Origin of the sequence: Spirosoma sp. KCTC 42546 (genome assembly GCF_006965485.1) — a bacterium.
GTDB lineage: Bacteria > Bacteroidota > Bacteroidia > Cytophagales > Spirosomataceae > Spirosoma.
The window spans coordinates 6,643,901-6,664,185 of record NZ_CP041360.1 but is presented as its reverse complement, the minus strand read 5'-3'; the positions used below and the strand labels follow the sequence as shown (position 1 = coordinate 6,664,185).

Below are 20,285 nucleotides of genomic sequence, written 5' to 3'. Positions count from 1 at the left end.
AGAAGATTAGATAAACAACTACTGGCTTAAGGCATCAGTGGGATTTCGAATCTCAGTTCCTTCATTTGTATAAAATGGGTACACGAAATTGTATCGGGTATTAGTACTACGGACCACGTAGTTTACCGTGATCAGCAAGAGCCCCTGCTGCTCTGGCGATTCCTCAACCGTTACATCTATCGGATCGATGCGAGGTTCGTACAGCAGGATGGCTGTTTCAACCCGATCTTTTACCCGTGTTTGTAAAGCCGTGCTAATCGGCTCGAACATACTGTCCTGCATGTCGCAGCCAAAATCAGGTATCATGAGCCGTTCACCAGGTTGCGTAGTCAGCAGAATATGCAGACTACGCTCAATATCAGCCAGTCCAGCCGTCATCTCTATGCCTGCCGGAGCAGCCACCTGGTTGAATGTTGGTGGAAAGCTCCAGCCGCGCCCTAAAAAATTGTTTTCAGCTATCATTACCTAGACGTTGACCCGTTCCTTAATTGATCTGAACTATTGACCCCTTCACGACTGTCCGTGCGGCACTGCTTATATCGACCCCGGCCGATCCACTGGCTTTGAACTGAGCATTTGCTTTCAGTTCTACCCCAAGGCCTTCCACATTTACATTGCCGCTGGCTGCTTTCAGAGTAATATCTTTACTGCTTTCGATCTGAATACCCTGATCATTCATAACCAGCTTGTTGCCGTGCTGATCCTTTAGGGTTATGTTTTTCGCATCCTCATCCAGGAGCAACTGATTGCCAGCGGGTGTTTTGATGGTTAGAATGGTCTTCTCATCATCGAAAATCAGTTTCATTTTACTGCGCGAAACATACCCCTTTAGGTGGTTATCATCTTTCGTGACGAATGGGTCGGGGAGTTTTTTCTGGCTGCCATGCAACGAGCCCAGGACGATGGCATCGCGCGGGTCATTGTTCAGAAAACCAACGACCACTTCATCGCCAATTTGAGGGCGGAAAAAGAAACCCCGTTCATCACCTGCGTCCAGACTCACGATACGGGCGCGAGTGCCTTCGGCTGCCGGATCGATGACTGGTAGCCGAACCAGAATCCGTTCTTCACTCGTTTCGTCACCTTCCAACCCGGTAACGACCCCGATTTGTAAGCCGCTGATGGCCGGAACTACCCCACTGGCGGGCGGTTGCCGAACATCCACTTCGGTTACAAACCAGCGTGGATTCAGGCCAAACTGAATATCGCTTTGCCAGCCACCGTCTTCGAGCCGATGACTAACGCCCGTTACGAAGGCATCGCCATTAAAACGCTCCCCCAGTCCACCTAAATTAATGACTGTCCCTGGCTTGATGTCAGCAGTTCCAAATAGACGAACCCGACCCTGAATTTTCGCCATTCGGCGCTTCAGCAAAGCCGCATCAGCCCAGGTCTGCAACTCCTCCGTTTTTAGTTTCCCTCCGTGCTGAAGGGTTAGTTCCGCGTCCAGCGCTTTAGCAATGTCCGGTCCCGATAAATTTCCCTGAGCGCCAACGGTGGGTTCATTGGCTTCGGCTTCGGTAAGTTCCTGGTCCGTATAATTCCAGGTGGTTGTCTTTACGGCGCTAAACTGATTACGGGCATCCATTTCGGCTTCAAAATCCAGCATAGTTGCCCCGTATTGCAGGGCCACAATTGGTTTCTGCGTGAAATCGGGTTTGGTAATTTTTAAGGTGCCATCATCTGCCAGGCAAAGCATACCGTTTGTTTCGGCCCGCATGACCAGGTAATCCCAGTCCGTTGCATCGTATTGAATCAGCTCTTTATGGGTTGTGGTAGTGGTGTCGGCATCAATTTGCAAACCGGGGTAGGTCTGCACAATTTCCTCCGCAATATCAGAATCCTTTTTGTCGGTGAAATACCGGCGTCGAGGAACAATAGTCGTTTTTACATAGGCATCTTTACAGAGTAAGTTCAGTCGGCTTCCTCCCGAAGTCCGGGCTTCAATACCGTGCCGGACAACAATACCGTTGAAGATGGTCTTCTCCTTGCCATGATAGCCTGCTTTGATCTCCAGCTTGTTGCCAGGGATGAACTGAGCCCCGTTACTGATGGCAAAGTTCTGGGGCTTAGCGGCAGCAGCTCCACGCCCGGAGCTGCTGCCGCCCGGAGCGGGTTCGCCGTCTTTCAGCGTAATGTAGGCTGTTGGTACCCGATTAACCTCTTTCTGCACCCGTACAATGAGCACCTGATACGATTTTTCCAGCGCTGTACCCTCTACAAAAATAGTGTAGGTGGGCAGATCGCGGGGTGCGGGTGTTTCGAGGGTGCGGGGATTATCAGGCATGGGTACTACAGTTTACTTTCTTTGTCAATCGGTGGAAAAAACAAGCGTTGTCCAGTAGTTAATTTTCTGAAATTCAGGAGTTTATTTACATGGGCGACTTCCCAGTAAAGTGCAGAATCGCCGTAGATCCGGTAGCACATCATCGGGAGTGTGTCGCCCTCCTGTACTGTGCGTACGTGCGTTAAATCTGGTGATTCTGTCTTTTCTTTGCGAACCCTGGTATCATCGGGTATGACCTCTATAAAGCTAACTTTAGCGACGGCCCGGATGGGCGTGCCGTCGGGTTTGAAGAGTTTGTAGGTAATACTAACTTTTTCGGCCTTACACTTAAAAATCAGTTTCCCCCAGGCCAGCTCTACATAAGGCGGCTGGTGCGTTTGACCAATGAAGTTGAAGACCGTTTTTTTTAACTGCTCTACCTGCTCCCAAACCCCTTGATTGGCTGCCGCTGCGAATGGGTTGACAATAACGTCCTGAGTCAATGCACCGGTCGAATCGAACAGGAACTCGAAATCCAGCTTACGAGGGCTTATTCGATTGAACGTCGGCTGGTTTGCGCTGGTCCCACTGGCCTGCTCCTGATTGCTCTGAATTTCGTAGTTCAGGGTATAGGTTTCCGGGTTGACCAGAGCCGTGTATTCATCGCCGGTTCGTTTGGTGAAACCGACATCTTGGTAGCCGGTTAGTTTCATTTTGGCTAATTCTCCCAGCATAGTCCAGGCGGTAAAACACCATTTTATCGTTCGTTTTTCTCGCGCAATACGGCCAGTACCTGCTCAACACACGCCTGAATCAATTGCTTTTGCGCATCGGCGGCCGGTGGGGCCGTTGAGGTAGCCGACGGAGTAGTATTCGTGTCGACTGTAGCCGTAATAACTAGTTCTCGAATAACAATGGGCATGGCTCAGATTCGGATCGTGGTGTAATACCGGTACGTCAGCGTCAGGGTCTCGATAGCAATGGTGTTCTGTTCGGCGTTGAAAGCAGAAATGTCCCACTTCTTTGGTAACGCATGCACCACATGCCACGACATCAGTGGAGCATGTTGTTCGTTGAGCAGCGAGATCAGCAGGTTAACGGGTTGAAACTGAAAATCTTCGAACGCGTTTTTGGCCCACTGGTATACGCCCGATCCAACAAACAATCCTCGCTTCAGCACGAGATCGCTGTATTTGGTACGAACTGGCAACTGATGCTCGAATCGATTTTCTCCTCCTTCTCGGATGCTTTCCATCTGCATCTCCACGTTTAGCCCCGAAATTTCCTGGAACCGGCCATCCTGAATTGTTTGCGGGAACAATTCAAAGGCTACCAGGAAATGAAATCCGACCGGTGGATACAACAACCCCGCCATAGCTTATTCATTTTGAATAGTTAGCCCCTCATGTACCAGTTCGATGCTCTCGATCAGCACTTCGCTGGCATCGGCTTTTAAATCGCCCGACATTACTTTCGATGGCCAGGCTTGTTTGATTTTCCAGACCACCACCGGCTGGTGTGCTTCATTGAGCAAACTGATGGTCAGATCGCGACGCTGGATGGTATTCAGGGCTACAGTGTTCCACCAATTGAAGAAATCGTTGTCGGCTTTGAACGTCCCCCGTTTTAGAGTGATGTTGGAGAATTTCTGTAGACCGGGCATTTTGATTTTATGAAACTCGGGCGAAGCACCGTCGCGATATTCAATCACATCGGTCTCCAGGTTCAGGCCGGTTACTTCAGAAAAGCCAATGCGGGCTCCGCCCCACTCAACCTGAAAATGAAATTTGGGTAATGCATAAACTGCTGCCATGATCGGTTATGAGTTAAGATTCCTGCATTTTGTGAGCAAAGCGATGCACAATAAATTCGGCCGGACGAACGGCGGCCAGCCCAGTTTCGACGATCAAAAATCCATTTAATATATCCTGAGCAGTCATGGTCTGCCCCAACCCAACCCGAACATAGAACGCATGTTCTGCCTTAATACCAGCCAGGGCGCCTGCCCGCCATTGCAACGTCAGGAAATTTTCGATCATGGCTCGTACCTTTATCCAGGTATTGGCATCATTCGGTTCGAATACAAAGGGGATGGAGGCTTTCTTGACCGATTCTTCGACCATGATGAAAAAACGGCGAACCGATACGTATCGCCACTCATTGTCATTACCCGCCAGGGTACGTGCTCCCCAGATGAGTGTGCCCTTGTTGGTGAAAAACCGGATGGCATTGATCGACTTGCCTGCATCGGAGTCTACGTTCAGACCTTCCTGATCATCATCGGTAATCAGCACTGTTGGACCAACTACATTCGTTATGCTGACATTCGCGGGCGCTTTCCAGACACCCCGGGTTTCGTCGACGCTAGCGTAAACGCCAGCCACGGCACCACTGGGTGGCAGAATGATATTCTGGGCTTCGGCGGCCGACACAATGGCGGAGTATAGCGGAATCTGGGATTTCATATCCGCTTCTTTAGCCGTTAGCCGAGCATCAATATCCGTTAAAAAGCCGGAGACATACGTGACTACCTGCTCAAACGTTTTGTCGATATCGATCATGGCTGATTGGCCTGCCCCCGTTGCCACCAGTGCATTTGCCGTACCTTTTAAGTCTATTAATTTTTGTCCATTGGCCGTAGGCGTAGCTTCATCGATGTACAGTTTGAACGCTGCCAGTGCATCTGCGTTTTTGAATGTTGCATCGGGGGCTTCAGCAAAGGCTTTAATGGCATCTTTAATGGCCTTTATTTTATCTCCTTTTGTCAGTATGGCGTAATAGGCGGTGCTATCGGGTAGCAGGCTGTCCTTTATTTTCTTCACATCCGTTGCCAGACTAATTGTGGCCTGGGCCAACGATTTAGCGGTACCAGGATCAAGCAGACTGTCGAACGATATTGGTGCTGCAGCAACGCCTTTGCGGATGGTCAGGCTAGAGAAACTAACTGTGACTGGCAGGGCTGTTTTAAGGTACGGATAATAAGCCGCTCCGTATTTGAGAAATGTTCCGACTGCCCCCCGGAACCTGGTAATGTCGGTGTCATCTACGTCTGGATTGGTGATGTCCTTAACTTTTACATCCAGAATGGCAAATCGATCCTGCATGTCTCCGCAATGAGTTAGAGCTGCCTGCTGGACGGCTGCAAGCTGGCCATCATTGGAAATTCGCAAGGCATCCGGCATGACAATGAGGGTTGGCTCGTCGTATTTTTTCAGTCTATCCAGGGCATCCGTAAAATGGGCTGCTGTTGGCGCTACCGTATAGTTACCCACCGAAACGATATAGCATTTTTCTCCGCCATTGGCAAAAAACATCGTCAGACTGTCGTATAGAAACTGATCGGGCGCTATGGTAACCTGATCGACCATGTTCTGCGAATCGAGGTGGACAGCGAAGGTACGGTCGGGGGCAGTGCCAAAGTATTTCCGGTACTCCACCATCGATTTAATTCGAGTGGGTTGGCCAGTAATATCTTTGCCCTCTTTAAGCGCTATTCGTGTGTAGCCGATAAAGGCTGGGATGGCCGTTTCGACCTGGGCCACCGAAGGCGGAAACAACGACACTTCGTCGATGTACACGCCCGGCGTTTTGAGCGTCGCTAAATTGAGTGTGCTTGCCATGAGCAATGGAGATTTGGATGCGGTTTAGTAGATCGTAGAATAAAACAGGCCATCATTGCCAACGGCGGTGGTCGCCGGAGTAGGGTTTGGGAGCTTGACGGTATCAGAGATGACATCAATCAGGCCATGCTGAACAAGCTTAAACTGGCCGAGATCGTTGGTTTTGTAGCGCCAGTGCGTAGTGCGGTTGCGTAAGGTGACTGTGTAGGTAAGTGTTGGCTGAATATTGTTGCCGCCATCGAGCAATGTTCGGTTGGGTGGATCATGTTCGATCTCGATGAATCCCACCGGAGGTTGCAATCGAGTGACCGATGGTGGTTGCTCCGGCCGATCTTCTATATCCTCCAAGCGAATGGTTTCGTTGGCGTTGAGTTGGTTTTTTGTCGGGTCGTTGGTTGAATTCTGGTTTTTTAGGCGAAAGACACGATTCGTTTTCTTCAGTTCATCCATCACATTCATAGCTATGTCGGTGTAGAGCATAAAAAATGGATCGGTGGGATAAACGGCAAAGACCAGCTTCAGTTTGTCGGACAGGGGCGAGAAAGGCGTGAGGCTACCGTTACCTTTGGTGGTAGCCATTATAACAAATCCATCGGGTTGTTTTTTTACCAGCATTTGCAAATCGCGCAAGGTCTGACTCGTATCGGAATCGGGTATAATATCCCAGTACTGATCAACCGTATACGTATTCCGAACCAACTCAATTTTTTTCTTTAAACCGTTTGATCCGGCTGCGTCGAACTCAGTTGTGCTATAATTCAGAAAATAGCGGTGAAGTACCCGTATCCTGAAAAGGATCTGGTAGCTGATACCAATGACTTCAGGTTGACTTAGTGCCATAGCTAGTGTCGTTAATTAGGGGTACTAGTCGTCCGTTTCACACGCCCTTCAATTCCCTGAATAGCTGGCCCTGCGCCAAGCTGCCCACCAGCCTGCTCCTCAACAACCCGTATTTTATACATGACGGCTGGTACTTGTTTGCCTCCCAGCGTTCCCCAGAGTTGATTGAGTCTCTCGAACGACAGGCTGTAAAAATCAGCAACGATACACAGCAGCATCACTCTTGGATCAATTGGCGAGGCCCCCGGCCCTGCATCGTTTAGTGCCGTAGCGGCAGGTGTATTGGCAAGGGTATACTGATTTTTCTTCTGGAAACACTGGATTATCCAGGAGAGCATTTTCAGTGCGCTTTCGTAATCGTCAATATTGACATGATTCGCGCTGATCAGTACGTATAGATTCAAAAAAACAGGCGGGTTCTGGATGTCGAATCCACCGGCGGCATTTCGTTGGTAAGAGCTGGAATTTTTAAGCGTAGCCTCTTCTTCTATATTGACCAGCGTAATCAGGATGGAGTTAGCCTGTGTACCTGCTACGGTAGCTATGTTTCCCAACTTAACAGTTATTGGGTCTACGAGCGGCTTAAGATAGGCCTCTAACTCAGAACGGATAAGTTCCAGGGCTTCAAATACCATGACAAACTATCGTTAAGTGGTGTGCAGAATTCCGATTAATAAACCCCGGAAGAGGTACGGTTTATTAGTCGCAAAAGGTATGCGATTTGGAAACAGAGATAGAGGAATCTTTTATTAAACGGTAGGTGCTTTTGTTTTTAGCGGTTTGGGTACGTGGATTAACTGCCCAATTATCAGTTCATTAGAATCTTGTATGGTGCTTTCTAACGATTTGTTAACGCAGGATTGCAAAGAGTTTCCGAACTTGCGGATACGTATGAAAAAATACCTCCTGCTGTTGGCGTTGGCTGGTTTGTCGGCCTGTAACTCCGGCTACCACCTTACCCAGCGAACCGCCAATCGGATTGGGGTCGATTCGCTGGCTGCTTCCTCCGATACCAGCCTTGCCAACTTTCTGCAACCCTATCGGCAGAAGATGGACCAGACGATGAATGAGGTGCTGGCTCGCTCAACCGGACGTATCGAGAAAGGCCTTCCTGATGCGCCACTTAACGACCTGCTCACCGACGCCTTGCTGAAGCAGGCTATCCAGAAATATGGCAAACCCATCGACTGCTCACACCTGAATTATGGCGGTATCCGGAGTAATTTGCCCGAAGGCAACATCACGATCGGATCTGTTTTTGAGGTGATGCCTTTCGATAACCAACTGATTGTGCTAACCGTTAAAGGGGATATGCTCCAGCAACTGCTCAATCATTTTGTACGGGGTAGTGGGCTGGTAGTGGGCGGAATTCGGGCTAAAATTCACGATAAACAAGTGCAGTCAGTTACGTTCACAAATGGACGGACTCTCCAGCCGAACGAAACCTATACCGTTGTCCTGAGCGATTACGTAGCAAATGGGGGCGATGATGCCGGATTCCTGAAAAATCCCATTAAGAGCGAAAATATCAACTATCTCATGCGGGATGCCCTAATCGATTATTTCCGACAGCAGGGTAAAACCGGTCAACCTATTAATCCTGTTTCTGATGGACGCGTTAGCATCGAATAGACGCCAGTTTCTAAAGCTACTCGGCACAACTGCCGTAATTGGCTCGGTTGCCCCAGAGCTATTTGCCCGGCCAGTCCAGACCGGACTTGGGGTGGCTCATATCGGTCTCGCTAAAACTACATCGCTGACTATTCTGCATACCAACGATGTACACAGCCGACTGGACCCGTTCCCAATGGATGGTAGTCGTAATGCGGGTAAAGGTGGCGTAGCCCGTAGAGCCACATTGATCCGAAAAATCCGGCAGGAGCAGGCCAATGTACTGCTGTTCGATGCGGGCGATATTTTTCAGGGAACGCCCTATTTTAATTTATACAAAGGCGAACCCGAAATTCTGGCGATGAATCGTCTGGGCTACGATGCCGGAACCATTGGTAACCACGATTTCGACGGTGGCATCGACAATATGGTAACCCAATTTGGTAAGGCCAGTTTTCCGGTTCTGATTGCCAATTATGATTTTAAGAACACCGTAATGGACGGAAAAACCATGCCCTACAAACTCTTTGAAAAAGATGGTGTTCGGGTGGGGGTTTTCGGGTTGGGTATTCAACCGGCTGGGCTGATTCCGAAAGAGGCTTATAAGGAAACGAAGTACCTCGATCCCGTAGAAATTGGGACTGACATGGCCGCTCAGTTGCGCACAGACAAAAAGTGTGACTATGTCATTTGCCTGTCGCACCTGGGCTTTAAGTATACCAACGAGCCAACAATATCCGACAATGTACTGGCGGCAAAAACCAGGAATATTGATCTCATTATCGGTGGTCATACACATACATTTCTTGATGCGCCGGTAGCTGTCAATAACCTCGATGGCCAGCCTGTATGGATCAACCAGGTCGGTTTTGCGGGTATTAATCTGGGTCGAATTGATCTGGCATTTGAGAAAGGTAAAGCCGTTTCCAGCACCGGAAAGTCCGTTGAAGTAAAGTAAAGTCAGTATCTTTGTGTATCTAAAGAGTGAAAGGGTGAATGAGCGAAAGAGCGAAAGGCTGGAGCGCTAAACATTCATTCACTCTTTCACTCTTTCGCTCTTTTAATCTTATGAAATTTGGTGTTGTTGTTTTCCCCGGTTCTAACTGTGATCAGGATGCAGTAGATACGCTGGAACTGATGGACCAGGAAGTTGTTAAACTCTGGCACAAAGACCACGATCTGCAAGGTTGTGATTTTATTATCCTGCCTGGTGGATTTTCGTATGGCGATTATCTTCGTACAGGAGCTGTAGCCCGGTTTTCGCCGATCATGAACGAGGTCATTGCCCACGCCAACCGAGGTGGCTACCTGATGGGTATCTGCAACGGCTTTCAGGTGCTGGCCGAAGCCCGCTTAGTACCGGGTGTATTACTCCGCAACGCCAACCAGCAATATGTCTGCAAAAATATCTATCTGACTCCCCAATCGTCCGATGCCTTGTTAACGGCGGGCCTTGTCGGAGGGCCGAACCCTCGTCCGGCTTACAAGATTCCGATGGCGCATGGAGAGGGTCGTTATTTTGCGGATGCCGATACGCTGAAATCCCTTAACGATAACGGTCAGGTACTGTTCCGTTACTGCGACGAAACGGGTGCCATCACGGATGCCGCCAATCCAAACGGTAGCCTGGAAAATATTGCAGGGGTGACTAACCTGGGCAAAAACGTGTTTGGTATGATGCCGCACCCCGAACGAGCCGCTGATCCAGCGCTGGGCAATACGGATGGACGGCTGATCATGGACCAGATTCTCAAAGCGGTGTTGGTATAAATTGTAGAACGCAGATGACGCGGATTAAACTGATTTAAATGGATTTATATCCGCGAAAATCAGTTTAATCCGCGTCATCTGCGTTCTATTTACTTCGCTGGCTCGTTTGGCCGTTGCGGGCGGGTATCCATAACTTTCCGGGTCTGTAAATCAAACTTCTGGCCCTTGCTCAGGAAATAGAAAGGGCCGCCGGTGCTGTTTTGCCCGGATGGATATTTCGTGCTATTGGCAATCTGATTGGCTTCGTAGATGGCTATGTAGGAGCTGCCAATTACCTCGAAGGTATTTTGCTGAACCACAATGGCCGTGCCCTCATCAATAGCTATGCCAAGTAGTTCAGGGCGTGCTTTAATGACCTCAATTAAATCGAACTGACGGTTCCGACGCAAAAAATGCTGGTCGATGGCGACGTTGTGAATGAAGTCTAGCCCCTGGGTGTGATCGCCCACCATAATGGAATTGCCTTTGGTATCCCCCCGCACCATAAATGATCCCTGAATTGTAGCGCCCGCCGATGTACCGCCAATGACACCACCTCGGCTCAGTACGGCGTTAAATTCTTTATGGGCCAGTGTATTCAGATACGAATCGGCCAGCCGCCAGTGCCGTCCGCCCACAAACCAGATTCCGGTAGCTTTCTTCAGGGGCGCAACAAATGATTCCTGGTTAGCTACTTTCGGATCGCGGGTGTGCATTATGGTGATGTTTTTTACGCCCAGACTGAGTAGCTTTTCTTTCTCGCGGGGGGCCGTGTTGGCCGACGAATCTTCACCTGCGGTTGGAATAATGACGATGTCCGCTACGGCGGGACCGCCTGCCAGTTCAACGAAGCGGTTCCAGAGGTCTGGCCCCATGCTACCACCCCCAACAATAATCAATGCGCCCTTCTCGGGCCCTACTAATTTGGGTGTTGACGCCGTCTGAGCGCGACTTAGACTAGCCAGAAGAACCAGCAAGAGGATGGGTAATGTGAAACGCTTTTTCATGTCAGATTGTCGTTTGGTTTACTGTGTCGGATCCACAGTATCCAAAGTTAACGAATAGCCTGATGTTGCCCTAACTCGTTGTAAGACAAGTTTTCTGCTGACAGGGCAATACAAACTCAATCTACTTCCAATTTTACATTGCTGCAAGTAGTCCACTATGTCTATTTTGTGACAAATTAGTAGCGTAAAGTACCTCAAGTAACGGTGTTTAGCCGCTTTACTGGCTTTCCTTTACAGTTTTCTGTGACGTAGTTTTATAATTGGTACGCTATTTGTAACTCTACAATTGGAGTGAATAGGAGTGGAAAGTTAAAACACTAAGTATACGGATTAGAAATCAGGATAACCCAATAGGCATAGAGGTATAGATTAATAATGCGCCCATATGGTCAATTGTCCATTTGGCACAGCCTTTGTATCCATTTGAGGAGTACAAAGGCTATCTCCATTTGGTGATTTTACATCTATATATTGACTACACCTCTCTATGTTCAACTTTACTGATTCTAGGTTCCACCAACTTCATTACAATAAGAAAAATAACAAAGATGCTTTTTGGGAACATGCGCCAACCCAGTTTGTTCAGTTGGGCATTCGAGTTGTATCAATCTGCATTTTTGGCCTGCTCTGCCTTTTTTGTAGCGTAACACAAGCTCAATCACTTCAATGGAGTACGGCTATTTCTAATAAATCTTCCAATCAGGGAGCTATCCAAAAAATTGGGCCAGGTGGGTCTATTTATGTATTAACAGAGGGACGGAACAACGCTTCGGGCTATTCTGTAGCCGATATCAAAGAGTTTGGTCCTCCTTTATCTGGGCCGGGTGATGGCTATAACGCCGTTTTGTCAAAGTATTCGCCCGATGGAAATACCCTCGAATGGGTACGGATTTTTAATGGAGAGAATAGTAGTTTCACCCCCCTGGCCTTTGAGTTTTCTCCATCAGGTGAACTAGTCCTCCTGTGCGTAACAAATGGAGGGGCACCTGCTTCTGCCCTTATTACACCAAACGGTTTTCAAACGAGTCGGCCTAATACGGCGGGTGGAAATTTAGCCGTGTTAATGAAGCTATCGCCCGACGGAAAGACCATTACTTATGGTACATATCTGGGTGCGGTTGGCGGCTCCTCCAATGTACGTGTGCGCCTTTGGAACGAAGCGCCCTATTTTCAGAATCTGATTGTCACGGCTGATGGCTCCATGATTCTAATGTTGCAAAACAGCGGATCCGGCGTTTTACCGACTACCCCTGGTGCTTATCAGTCGGCTCCGAAAGGTGGCGATGATGATCCATATATGGCCATTTTTAACGCTGATGGCACACTCCGTTACGCGTCTTATTATTCGACAAGCGCTTCTGTACCTGTTCAATACGCTACTGATATTACGCCTGATAGTGATGGTAGTTTTTACGCCACCTACCGCAATGGCAACGGGGCAATATTGCCCATAACGCCGGGAGCTGCTTATTCGAACGTTTCGCTTACCAATCAGGTGGGATATATCGCGCATTATGGAGCTTCGGGACAACTATTGCAATCAACGGCCTTACCCGGTACCCAGATTCAGGGTATTCGCAAGCGGCCTAACGGGAATCTGGTGGTGATGGGAGTTATTACGACTCCCTCAGAATTCGTAACGGTCGGTTCATCTCCCAATAGAGCATGGACGCCGGGCCAGCTTACCCTGACGGAATTTAACCCGACCCTAACCTCGGTTATTCGGAGCGTAGTGGTTGGTAACGGAAGTGTGGAAGCGTCGGATATGGAACTTGATGCTCAGGGGCGGGTGCATATCAGTGGAAAAGCCAATGCGGCCTCCAGTGTCAGCCCAACGCCGGGCGCATTGTACTCCATTTTTGGTGCTGGCAATGCCATGTACCAGGTTATTGACTGTGATTTTGATAAAGTCCTTTATGCAACCTACTTAAATACTGGGGAGAATGGGAGTACCACTGGTGCTTACGATGTTGAGCTAAAGGGTTGCCGGGCAACGATCCTGGCTACGGCTGGTTCGCATACCTTGTATCCGGTGACACCAACTGGCCTGGCCGACAATGGAACCTCCAGCCTGAGTGGTTATAATCTGGTTGCCAATCCGCAGGCCACCACCGTTTATCTGACCGCGTTTACCTATGCGAAGTATGTAGACAACACGAATACGATTGCCGCAACGATTACTTCGTACTGTGAGGGAGCTGGCTTGTTTCCCATAACAGGGTCTAAGCCAACGTATACAACTCCGTTCGTAAGAGGAGGCTTCGATGCGAATCCTGCCCCTGTTTCTCTGTATTACCAATGGCAAAGCAGTGCTTCTGCGGCTGGACCATGGACCAATATTCCCGGCGCAAACTCGAAAGACTATACACCGGCTTCCTTATCGGGTGGGGGATCAACTTTTTTCCGGAGGGCCGTTCAGTTGACGCCTTTTGATGCAAGCTGTTCGCCCGTCGCGGGCTGTGATGTGACGAACTACAGTAATAGCATTGAATACACGGTATCGGCTAATAAAGCTCATTCAACAGATCTGGCAAGTAAACCCTACGGTTTTTGCAACGAGTCGACGCTTACCGTAACTGCTGCCATTACAACCGGTGCTGATGGCGATCAGGGAGCCTATGTCTATACACTTGGTTTGCTGGCGGGTGGTGCTCCTGTGCTTTCGGGTACGGTCGCTACGGCGGCAATGCCTATTTCGCTAACGACGACGGAGCAGGGTAACTTTCTGCTGAGTGTGACAGATAGCCGGGGATGTACCAGTTACGATACCCTGAAAACTGTTTATTTCGGTGTATCACTCCCTTCCCGAACCGTGTTTACGTGCGGTAATCCGACGGTGAAACTTGGACCTGTTTCCTTACCACAGGCCTACGCCAATGTATCAACGAACACATACAGCTGGACACCAACACTAGGCTTAGACAACCCCAACGGTGTAAATCCGACCGTTTCGACTCTACCGCCAGCGGGAGCATCACAGGATTATTATCTGGATTTTAATGGGTGTCGGGTTGATACGGTAACGGTTATGAATCAGAGTATTACGCCTTTGCCTGCTTTGCCTAGCTTAACGTTATGCCAGGGCGACACGGTTCGGCTGGGGCAGGGGCTTACAGAACAGGCAGGCGTTAGTTATGGGTGGGTGCCGGGTCTCGGCATTGGTGAGCCTACCGCGATACGTCCCGTATTCACGGCTACCTACGCACCTCAGGGCGTAAATACAATTGCGTTTACCGTAATCGCGTCAAACGGTACATCGGGCTGTGTACAAACGGCCACCCAACAGGTTACAGTTTACAAAACCCCCAACAATGCTTTTAACCAAAAGCAACCCTACGTCTTTTGTCCTACATCCGGATTTTTGGCAACGGCTAGTTTCGGTACCCCATCGGAAACCGGTATCAGTTACAGTTGGCAGGCGGTTATTACAAGTGTGTCAGCTACGCAGGGTGTTCCCTCACCCGCTCAGGCTATTACGTTCCTGAGTAGTACAACTGCTGCACAGGTATCTATGCACATGCCTGGTACAACCATTCCAAATGGTGGATTGGCCGATGGTCCCTACACGATCTTATACATTCGAACCAGCCAGAATGCTACAAATCCGGCTTGTGCACGGGTTGATACCGCCGAAATCAGGTATATCGTAGGTTGCGGAGTTGGCGGTACTGATTTCTGTAGACTAGATCAACAGGGAGGATCCCAGGGGCAATGTGGTGGCTCGACCAATACGATTGGGCCAATCAGCGCGGCCAGTAATGGTACCTATACCTGGTCGCCGGTTACCGGGCTATCAGACCCTGCTACTGGACTACCTTTAGTTGCGGGTGTTCCTCATCCGGCCAGGGTGATTGCGAATCCATCTGGCCTGGTGGCTGTAACCTATACGCTGTCGCTTACCTTGCCAGGCATACCAGACACCTGCCAGATTCTCGTAAAAGTATTTCCTGGTCAATCGTCATTGCCAGTTGCCAATTATTCATCGCCGGTGGCAGCCTGTAAGGGAGGTACCGTACAGATTCAGCAGAATGAAATTCCCGGCTATCGGTATAACTGGACAGCAGGAACGCTGGTTTCGGATTCAACAATTGCTAATCCAACCACGGTGGCTTTACTCACCGATAAAACACTCTATGTCAAGGTGACGGATGAGGCAACAGGCTGCTCGGTTCAGGACACCGTGAAAATACAGGTGACACCGGTAGATAATAATGCGGGACTTGATGGTACCTATTGCTTAACATCGGGGGGAAGTTTTACGGTGGGCTCAGCTGCTAAAGCAGGTTATACCTATGCCTGGTCTTCGCCAACTCCTGGGGTTGTTTTTGGTTCTCCAGCCAGCGCCACATCAACGGTTTCGATTCCGCCCAATACGGATAGTCCGGTACTTTTCATTCGGAATGCCACGAATGGAAATACGGCGGCAAACTGTTCATATGCCGATACGGTTCAATACACGTCCTTTACGTCTCCAGCCCTGAACATTCACGCGCCGGGAAGCTTGTGCGCTGGGGGAGGTGGTTCCATAACCATCGGGCCAGTACCCGATCCAAACTTAACCTATCTATGGTCGACTGGAGAAACAACGGCCCAGATCAGCGTGTCGGCAACCGGCCCTTACAACCTGACCGTTGGGCAGGGTTCCTGTTCGGCTACGGCTACAATTAATGTTAATACGGCAACTGATCCCACGGTCAACCTGGGTAATAATCCGATTGATCCTCCCTGTAATGGCCCGGTTACGATTGGCGTCAATAACTCGCCCGATGGTGGCTGGAGCTATTCATGGAGTCCGTTTACGGGCGTTGTTTCGTCGTCGGATAACCTCTCGACTTTACAGGTTTACCCCGATGTTCCAACTTCATATACGCTAACGGCCACTCATGCAACGGGTTGTGTAAAACAGTTTGTTTTTCCAGTTCCTCCAGCGGCTTATGTTGCCAGCCTGCCTGCATCACTTAATTTCTGCGAAGGGGATGGCGCTTCAACGGCCCTGCCACTCAACAACCCACCTGCGGGAAGTACGGTTGTCTGGACAGCCAGCCCAAGCAGTGCGACGGCCTATTTAAGTTCAACATCGGTTAGCCAGCCTATACTGGATATTACGGCGGCTGTTGCCGGAACGTATACGTACATTGCAACCGTAACGTATGGTAGCGGCTGCGTATCCGTAGCTTCGGTAAATGTGAAGATTGGTAAACAACACACAAACCTGGCGGGCGATGACAAAGCCATTTGCCTGGGTAGTTGTGTCCAGATTGGCAAGCCTGTACAGGCAGGAATTAGTTATAGCTGGAGCACTATACCCTACGACGCTACTAAAGTAGCCCAGATTTCAAACCTGTCTTCGTCGCAGCCCAGCGTTTGCCCTACTTCGTCAACCGTGTATAAGCTGACCTATTTCGACGCGAATGCAGGCTGTAGTTTTGGCAATGAGATGACCGTTCAGGTAACCCCACAAAGTCCGGTACTGACCGTTAATGACCTGAATACGACCTGCCAGACGTTTGATGGAACGGCTACGTTTGATCTGGCCAATGCGATTGTTGGGACTACAGGAGCTAGTGTTGGTTATTATGCAGATGCTGCCGCTACCATTCCAGTTGCCAACCCGGTTTCTCTTCCAACTACCTATTACATTAAGTCGATTTCAGCGGATGGTTTCTGCTCTACCATTAAGCCCGTTAGCGTTTCATTCACGGCCTATGCTAATTTTGTTTCAGTCGCAACGTCGCCCGTTTGTAGTACCAACGGAACCGGCGTGTTAGTGAAGGGGAGTGTCACCTTATCGAATTATACGGCTGGTAGTTTCTATCAGTATGTAGAAGGAACGGATTTCTCGGCCGGTACCAAAATGCCTGCTACACCTACTCTGTTAGGGACCTCGTCGCAGGTAATTATTAGCGGTCTGGATGATGCTGTACTGCCTAAAACCTTTACGGTTCGGGTATTCAACCCCGCAGCGCCGGATTGTTATGCGGAGCAGCAAGTGACGGTTCAGCCTTCCAATTGCTGTATTAAACCCAGCTTTCAGGCCAATGCCGTGCCAGTTAGCTGTCTAGGTAATGTCCCACAAGCTAATGGCCAACTCGTACTGAGTGGATTTGCGCCTGGTAACACCTATCAGTTCTCGGCAGGTAATACGTTTACTGAAGCCGCTTCTTTGTCAGGACCAGCGCAGGCTATTCCAGCCAATGGAGTAATCGTGAGTAACCTTACAAACCCGGTAACGACTCAAGACTATACGGTTCGGGTGTTTAGCAGTTCGGGTTGTTATACTGATGTGACGGTACAATTAACAGCAACCACCTGTGCTTGTCCCCCCAGCGTTTGTATACCTATAGTGATTAGAAAAATAAAGTAAGATTAACGACTGAAACACAGAGTTGACGGAGTGAAAACGGAGATACACAGAGAAAATTAACATCTCTTGGTAAATCTTCGTTTTTACTCCATGAACTCTGTGTTTTAAATTTATGCCAACCTTCTTCTTTTTCCATAGTTATACTAGGGTAATAAATTTCTCAACGTACTATGGAAACGCAGCAACAATTGACAGGAAAGAAGGTGGCGATTCTGCTAACCGATGGATTTGAACAGGTCGAAATGACTGAACCTCGTAAAGCGTTACAGGATGCGGGGGCTACCACGCACCTAATTGCACCAAAAGGGGGCGACGTGAAAGGATGGGATGAAACCGAATGGGGCGATACCTTTCCGGTTGACTTACCTATTGCCGGAGCCGATCCAAATCAGTACGATGCACTGTTATTGCCGGGTGGGGTTATGAACCCGGATAAACTGCGTACTGATCCCAAAGCGGTACAATTTGTTCGACACTTCTTCGAGTCTAAAAAGCCAGTAGCGGCCATTTGCCATGCCCCAATTATGTTGATCGAAGCCGGTGTGGTTAAGGGACGTAAACTAACATCATATCCATCTATCCAGACCGATCTTAAAAATGCCGGAGCAAACTGGGTCGATGAAGAAGTCGTAACCGATCAGGGCTTAGTAACCAGCCGTAAACCCGACGATATCCCCGCTTTCAATCGGAAGATGATTGAAGAAATCCGGGAAGGGAAACACGACCGGCAACATGCGTAGCGCATGACCACATAAACAGATAGGTACCCGGAAAGTTAATCTTTTCGTTGCCATAGCGTATCAGATTTCAGAAACTGATACGCTATGGCTTTTTAACGTTTTAAGTAATCAAGCAGTTGTCAGATATCTTCTTTACGGTAATGGCCTACCGATACCAAAGACGAGTTAACGGCCCAGCCAGTCTTTGAACTCTGACAAACGGCTTAGGCTGACGAATATTTCTTCACGAGGAGTGGGTAGTAAATTCAGTTTAAGCTTCCCCGCTGAGTACGTGTGGATGGCCTGAATGGCCGATCGGGCCACCAGAAACTGCCGGTTTACCCGGAAAAAATTCGCTGGATTCAGCAACCCCATTAATTGATCCAGGCTGTATTCGAGGGGCATGAACTGGCCGACCCTGTTGACCAGAAACGTCGCTTTTTCTTCAGTATAGAAATAGGCAATGTCGGCCACTTCTACACTATGGATTTTCGTGCCCAGGCTAATCATAAATCGCTCTCGATAACTAGCGGTTTGGGGCTTCTGTAAAAGCTGGAGAATCGTACTAAGATCGGGCGTTGCTGGCTGGTTGCGAATCGATTTGAATTTATCCAGGGCAGCCGCCAGTTCATCGTAGTCAACGGGTTTAAGCAAATAGTCGATGCTATTGACCTTGAACGCTTTTAACATGTACTCGTCATAAGCTGTCGTGAAAATAATGGGTAGGGTAAGCTGCTGTTGTTCAAATACTTTAAACACCAGCCCATCTTCCAGGTGAATATCCATAAAGGCCAGATCCGGTAAGGGATTGCTACGAAACCAGGCCACTGTTTCGCTGACCGAGGGGAGCTGTGCCAGAATATGGATCGTTGGATCATACTTTTTCAACAGCCGCTCAAGTTGGCGGGCGGTGCGATCTTCATCTTCAATCAGAACGACGTTCATGCTAATAGGGGGAGTTTTACCAGAAAATTACCAGCCTGCTCGCCATACCATACCGGTCGGGTGGTGAGCAGTTTATAGCGATTTGCAATGTTACTGAGCCCAATTCCGGTCGATTCGTCGGGCTGGTCGCGGGTTTGGAGTGGGTTCACGATCCACAGGTACTCATCCTGCACATAAATTTGCACGCGCAGAGGTTCCCGTACCGACATGCGGTTGTGCTTGACTGCGTTTTCTACCAGCAGTTGCAGCGATAATGGGGCAATGCGATACTGTTGCTGCACATCGGGCGGCACATTCAGTACGACCTCAAACTTATTCTCGAAGCGAATCTGGAGCAGAAAGGTGTAGGATTGAATAAAATCCAGCTCTGTTTTAAGAGGTACACTTGCCTGATCCCGCTGCTCCAGAATGTACCGATACACTTTAGCGAGCTGCTTCACATACTGCTCCGAAAGGTCCGCATCTTCGTGAACCATGGAGGTGAGAATACTCAGGCTGTTGAATAAAAAATGGGGGCTCAGTTGATTTTTAAGGGCTTCAAACTGGCTGACAGCCGCTTCTTTTTCTAATCGTTCGGCCCGGAACTGCACATCTTTTAGCTGCTGATACGAGCGGGAAATAATTGTTAGATAGAACGCCGACAGGATAATGACCAGATTAAAAACGTTGTTTACCCGTTGCAAGTAGGCGAATACATCGGGGGTAAAGGGGAGGTCGTGTTGTTTAGGAGGAGGTAACAGCCCACTCTGCATAATCAGCGTAAACAGCCCCATGATGATCAATTGAAAAACCTTGGTATAAAGTAGGGCCAACCCAAGTGAAATGAGCATAGTCAGCACCAGAGCCAGCCAATTGAAATCCAGTAGGAAATCCTCACCAAACCAGCGAAATAATTGATTCTGAATCCAGTCGGTAGCAGTAATCCAGACAAAGTATAAGCCCAGGGCGATCAGGACAAAGACCAGTATAAACGGTGATATCTCCAGTAGTTTGGCCGGATTGCGAACCGATTCGGGTAAATTGACATACAGTAGTAACGGAGAGTAAAGTAGCAGCAGTCGGATGGCCAGTTGCCATTTTTGCCTGGAAGTTAACCGCTTGGACATGGTCAATCAGAATAGGAATCCACTAAAGTTGCAGTGGAGCGTCGGATAACCCAAACGA

17 protein-coding genes are annotated in these 20,285 nt (G+C 49.1%); 5 read left to right on the top strand and 12 right to left on the bottom strand.

The annotated features are described in order from the left end of the window. Positions 1 to 18 precede the first annotated feature (18 nt). Genes EXU85_RS27335 through EXU85_RS27300 form a run of 9 tightly spaced genes read right to left on the bottom strand, consistent with a single transcriptional unit; the run spans position 19 to position 7,361 of the window. The gene (locus EXU85_RS27335; RefSeq protein ID WP_142775126.1) at positions 19 to 462 is read right to left on the bottom strand and encodes a GPW/gp25 family protein; all 444 of its coding nucleotides are present in this window, start codon (positions 460 to 462) and stop codon (positions 19 to 21) included. A 22-nt stretch (positions 463 to 484) separates the two neighbouring features. Further along, on the bottom strand, positions 485 to 2,287 hold the full coding sequence (gene vgrG, locus EXU85_RS27330) for a type VI secretion system tip protein VgrG (protein ID WP_142775125.1): 1,803 nt from the start codon (positions 2,285 to 2,287) through the stop codon (positions 485 to 487). A 5-nt stretch (positions 2,288 to 2,292) separates the two neighbouring features. Then, positions 2,293 to 3,000, bottom strand: coding sequence for a LysM peptidoglycan-binding domain-containing protein (locus EXU85_RS27325; RefSeq protein ID WP_142775124.1), 708 nt, complete (start codon positions 2,998 to 3,000; stop codon positions 2,293 to 2,295). 23 nt (positions 3,001 to 3,023) lie between these two features. After that, on the bottom strand, positions 3,024 to 3,188 hold the full coding sequence (locus tag EXU85_RS35510) for a DUF5908 family protein (protein ID WP_168207874.1): 165 nt from the start codon (positions 3,186 to 3,188) through the stop codon (positions 3,024 to 3,026). A 3-nt stretch (positions 3,189 to 3,191) separates the two neighbouring features. Continuing rightward, positions 3,192 to 3,641 carry a phage tail protein gene (locus EXU85_RS27320; protein WP_142775123.1) on the bottom strand — a complete coding sequence of 150 codons (450 nt, stop codon included), beginning with the start codon at positions 3,639 to 3,641 and terminating at the stop codon, positions 3,192 to 3,194. A gap of 3 nt (positions 3,642 to 3,644) precedes the next feature. Then, complete coding sequence (locus EXU85_RS27315) at positions 3,645 to 4,079, bottom strand: phage tail protein (RefSeq protein WP_142775122.1); 435 nt, start codon at positions 4,077 to 4,079, stop codon at positions 3,645 to 3,647. A 13-nt stretch (positions 4,080 to 4,092) separates the two neighbouring features. After that, on the bottom strand, positions 4,093 to 5,886 hold the full coding sequence (locus EXU85_RS27310; protein ID WP_142775121.1) for a phage tail sheath C-terminal domain-containing protein: 1,794 nt from the start codon (positions 5,884 to 5,886) through the stop codon (positions 4,093 to 4,095). A gap of 24 nt (positions 5,887 to 5,910) precedes the next feature. Further along, complete coding sequence (locus EXU85_RS27305; protein WP_142775120.1) at positions 5,911 to 6,726, bottom strand: hypothetical protein; 816 nt, start codon at positions 6,724 to 6,726, stop codon at positions 5,911 to 5,913. A gap of 11 nt (positions 6,727 to 6,737) precedes the next feature. Then, complete coding sequence (locus tag EXU85_RS27300; RefSeq protein WP_142775119.1) at positions 6,738 to 7,361, bottom strand: DUF4255 domain-containing protein; 624 nt, start codon at positions 7,359 to 7,361, stop codon at positions 6,738 to 6,740. A 256-nt stretch (positions 7,362 to 7,617) separates the two neighbouring features. Here EXU85_RS27300 and EXU85_RS27295 point away from each other — a divergent pair, with 256 nt between their 5' ends. From EXU85_RS27295 to purQ, 3 genes are all read left to right on the top strand, one after another. Further along, positions 7,618 to 8,358 (top strand): 5'-nucleotidase C-terminal domain-containing protein, encoded by a 741-nt coding sequence (locus EXU85_RS27295; protein WP_142775118.1) that lies wholly within the window; start codon positions 7,618 to 7,620, stop codon positions 8,356 to 8,358. Then, positions 8,336 to 9,295, top strand: coding sequence for a bifunctional UDP-sugar hydrolase/5'-nucleotidase (locus EXU85_RS27290; protein ID WP_142775117.1), 960 nt, complete (start codon positions 8,336 to 8,338; stop codon positions 9,293 to 9,295). The genes EXU85_RS27295 and EXU85_RS27290 overlap by 23 nt, the downstream gene beginning before the upstream one ends. A 110-nt stretch (positions 9,296 to 9,405) precedes the next feature. Next, entirely contained in the window at positions 9,406 to 10,107 is a 702-nt protein-coding gene (gene purQ, locus EXU85_RS27285; protein ID WP_142775116.1) for a phosphoribosylformylglycinamidine synthase subunit PurQ, read from the top strand. Positions 10,108 to 10,196: 89 nt separating this feature from the next. Here the strand turns inward: purQ and EXU85_RS27280 are convergent, their stop codons facing one another. Continuing rightward, a complete protein-coding gene (locus EXU85_RS27280) occupies positions 10,197 to 11,093 on the bottom strand; it encodes a cyanophycinase (RefSeq protein ID WP_142775115.1) in 897 nt (298 codons plus the stop codon). 487 nt (positions 11,094 to 11,580) lie between these two features. Here EXU85_RS27280 and EXU85_RS27275 point away from each other — a divergent pair, with 487 nt between their 5' ends. Both EXU85_RS27275 and EXU85_RS27270 read left to right on the top strand, forming a co-directional pair. Further along, entirely contained in the window at positions 11,581 to 17,457 is a 5,877-nt protein-coding gene (locus EXU85_RS27275) for a hypothetical protein (RefSeq protein ID WP_142775114.1), read from the top strand. Positions 17,458 to 17,627: 170 nt separating this feature from the next. Further along, positions 17,628 to 18,197: a type 1 glutamine amidotransferase domain-containing protein gene (locus EXU85_RS27270; protein WP_142775113.1), complete on the top strand. Its 570-nt coding sequence runs from the start codon at positions 17,628 to 17,630 to the stop codon at positions 18,195 to 18,197. Between the two features lie 165 nt (positions 18,198 to 18,362). Here the strand turns inward: EXU85_RS27270 and EXU85_RS27265 are convergent, their stop codons facing one another. Both EXU85_RS27265 and EXU85_RS27260 read right to left on the bottom strand, forming a co-directional pair. Continuing rightward, positions 18,363 to 19,121 (bottom strand): LytTR family DNA-binding domain-containing protein, encoded by a 759-nt coding sequence (locus EXU85_RS27265; protein ID WP_142775112.1) that lies wholly within the window; start codon positions 19,119 to 19,121, stop codon positions 18,363 to 18,365. Then, the gene (locus EXU85_RS27260) at positions 19,118 to 20,227 is read right to left on the bottom strand and encodes a sensor histidine kinase (RefSeq protein WP_142775111.1); all 1,110 of its coding nucleotides are present in this window, start codon (positions 20,225 to 20,227) and stop codon (positions 19,118 to 19,120) included. Before EXU85_RS27260 ends, EXU85_RS27265 begins: the two co-directional genes overlap by 4 nt. Positions 20,228 to 20,285 lie beyond the last annotated feature (58 nt).

Coding starts and splice junctions, on each gene's coding strand:
- EXU85_RS27315 (WP_142775122.1), bottom strand. CDS start 4,079: ATGGCAGCAGTTTATGCATTACCCAAATTTCATTTTCAGGTTGAGTGG.
- EXU85_RS27325 (WP_142775124.1), bottom strand. CDS start 3,000: ATGCTGGGAGAATTAGCCAAAATGAAACTAACCGGCTACCAAGATGTC.
- EXU85_RS27320 (WP_142775123.1), bottom strand. CDS start 3,641: ATGGCGGGGTTGTTGTATCCACCGGTCGGATTTCATTTCCTGGTAGCC.
- purQ (WP_142775116.1), top strand. CDS start 9,406: ATGAAATTTGGTGTTGTTGTTTTCCCCGGTTCTAACTGTGATCAGGAT.
- EXU85_RS27260 (WP_142775111.1), bottom strand. CDS start 20,227: ATGTCCAAGCGGTTAACTTCCAGGCAAAAATGGCAACTGGCCATCCGA.
- EXU85_RS27265 (WP_142775112.1), bottom strand. CDS start 19,121: ATGAACGTCGTTCTGATTGAAGATGAAGATCGCACCGCCCGCCAACTT.
- EXU85_RS27290 (WP_142775117.1), top strand. CDS start 8,336: ATGGACGCGTTAGCATCGAATAGACGCCAGTTTCTAAAGCTACTCGGC.
- EXU85_RS35510 (WP_168207874.1), bottom strand. CDS start 3,188: ATGCCCATTGTTATTCGAGAACTAGTTATTACGGCTACAGTCGACACG.
- EXU85_RS27335 (WP_142775126.1), bottom strand. CDS start 462: ATGATAGCTGAAAACAATTTTTTAGGGCGCGGCTGGAGCTTTCCACCA.
- vgrG (WP_142775125.1), bottom strand. CDS start 2,287: ATGCCTGATAATCCCCGCACCCTCGAAACACCCGCACCCCGCGATCTG.
- EXU85_RS27300 (WP_142775119.1), bottom strand. CDS start 7,361: ATGGTATTTGAAGCCCTGGAACTTATCCGTTCTGAGTTAGAGGCCTAT.
- EXU85_RS27280 (WP_142775115.1), bottom strand. CDS start 11,093: ATGAAAAAGCGTTTCACATTACCCATCCTCTTGCTGGTTCTTCTGGCT.
- EXU85_RS27305 (WP_142775120.1), bottom strand. CDS start 6,726: ATGGCACTAAGTCAACCTGAAGTCATTGGTATCAGCTACCAGATCCTT.
- EXU85_RS27275 (WP_142775114.1), top strand. CDS start 11,581: ATGTTCAACTTTACTGATTCTAGGTTCCACCAACTTCATTACAATAAG.
- EXU85_RS27310 (WP_142775121.1), bottom strand. CDS start 5,886: ATGGCAAGCACACTCAATTTAGCGACGCTCAAAACGCCGGGCGTGTAC.
- EXU85_RS27270 (WP_142775113.1), top strand. CDS start 17,628: ATGGAAACGCAGCAACAATTGACAGGAAAGAAGGTGGCGATTCTGCTA.
- EXU85_RS27295 (WP_142775118.1), top strand. CDS start 7,618: ATGAAAAAATACCTCCTGCTGTTGGCGTTGGCTGGTTTGTCGGCCTGT.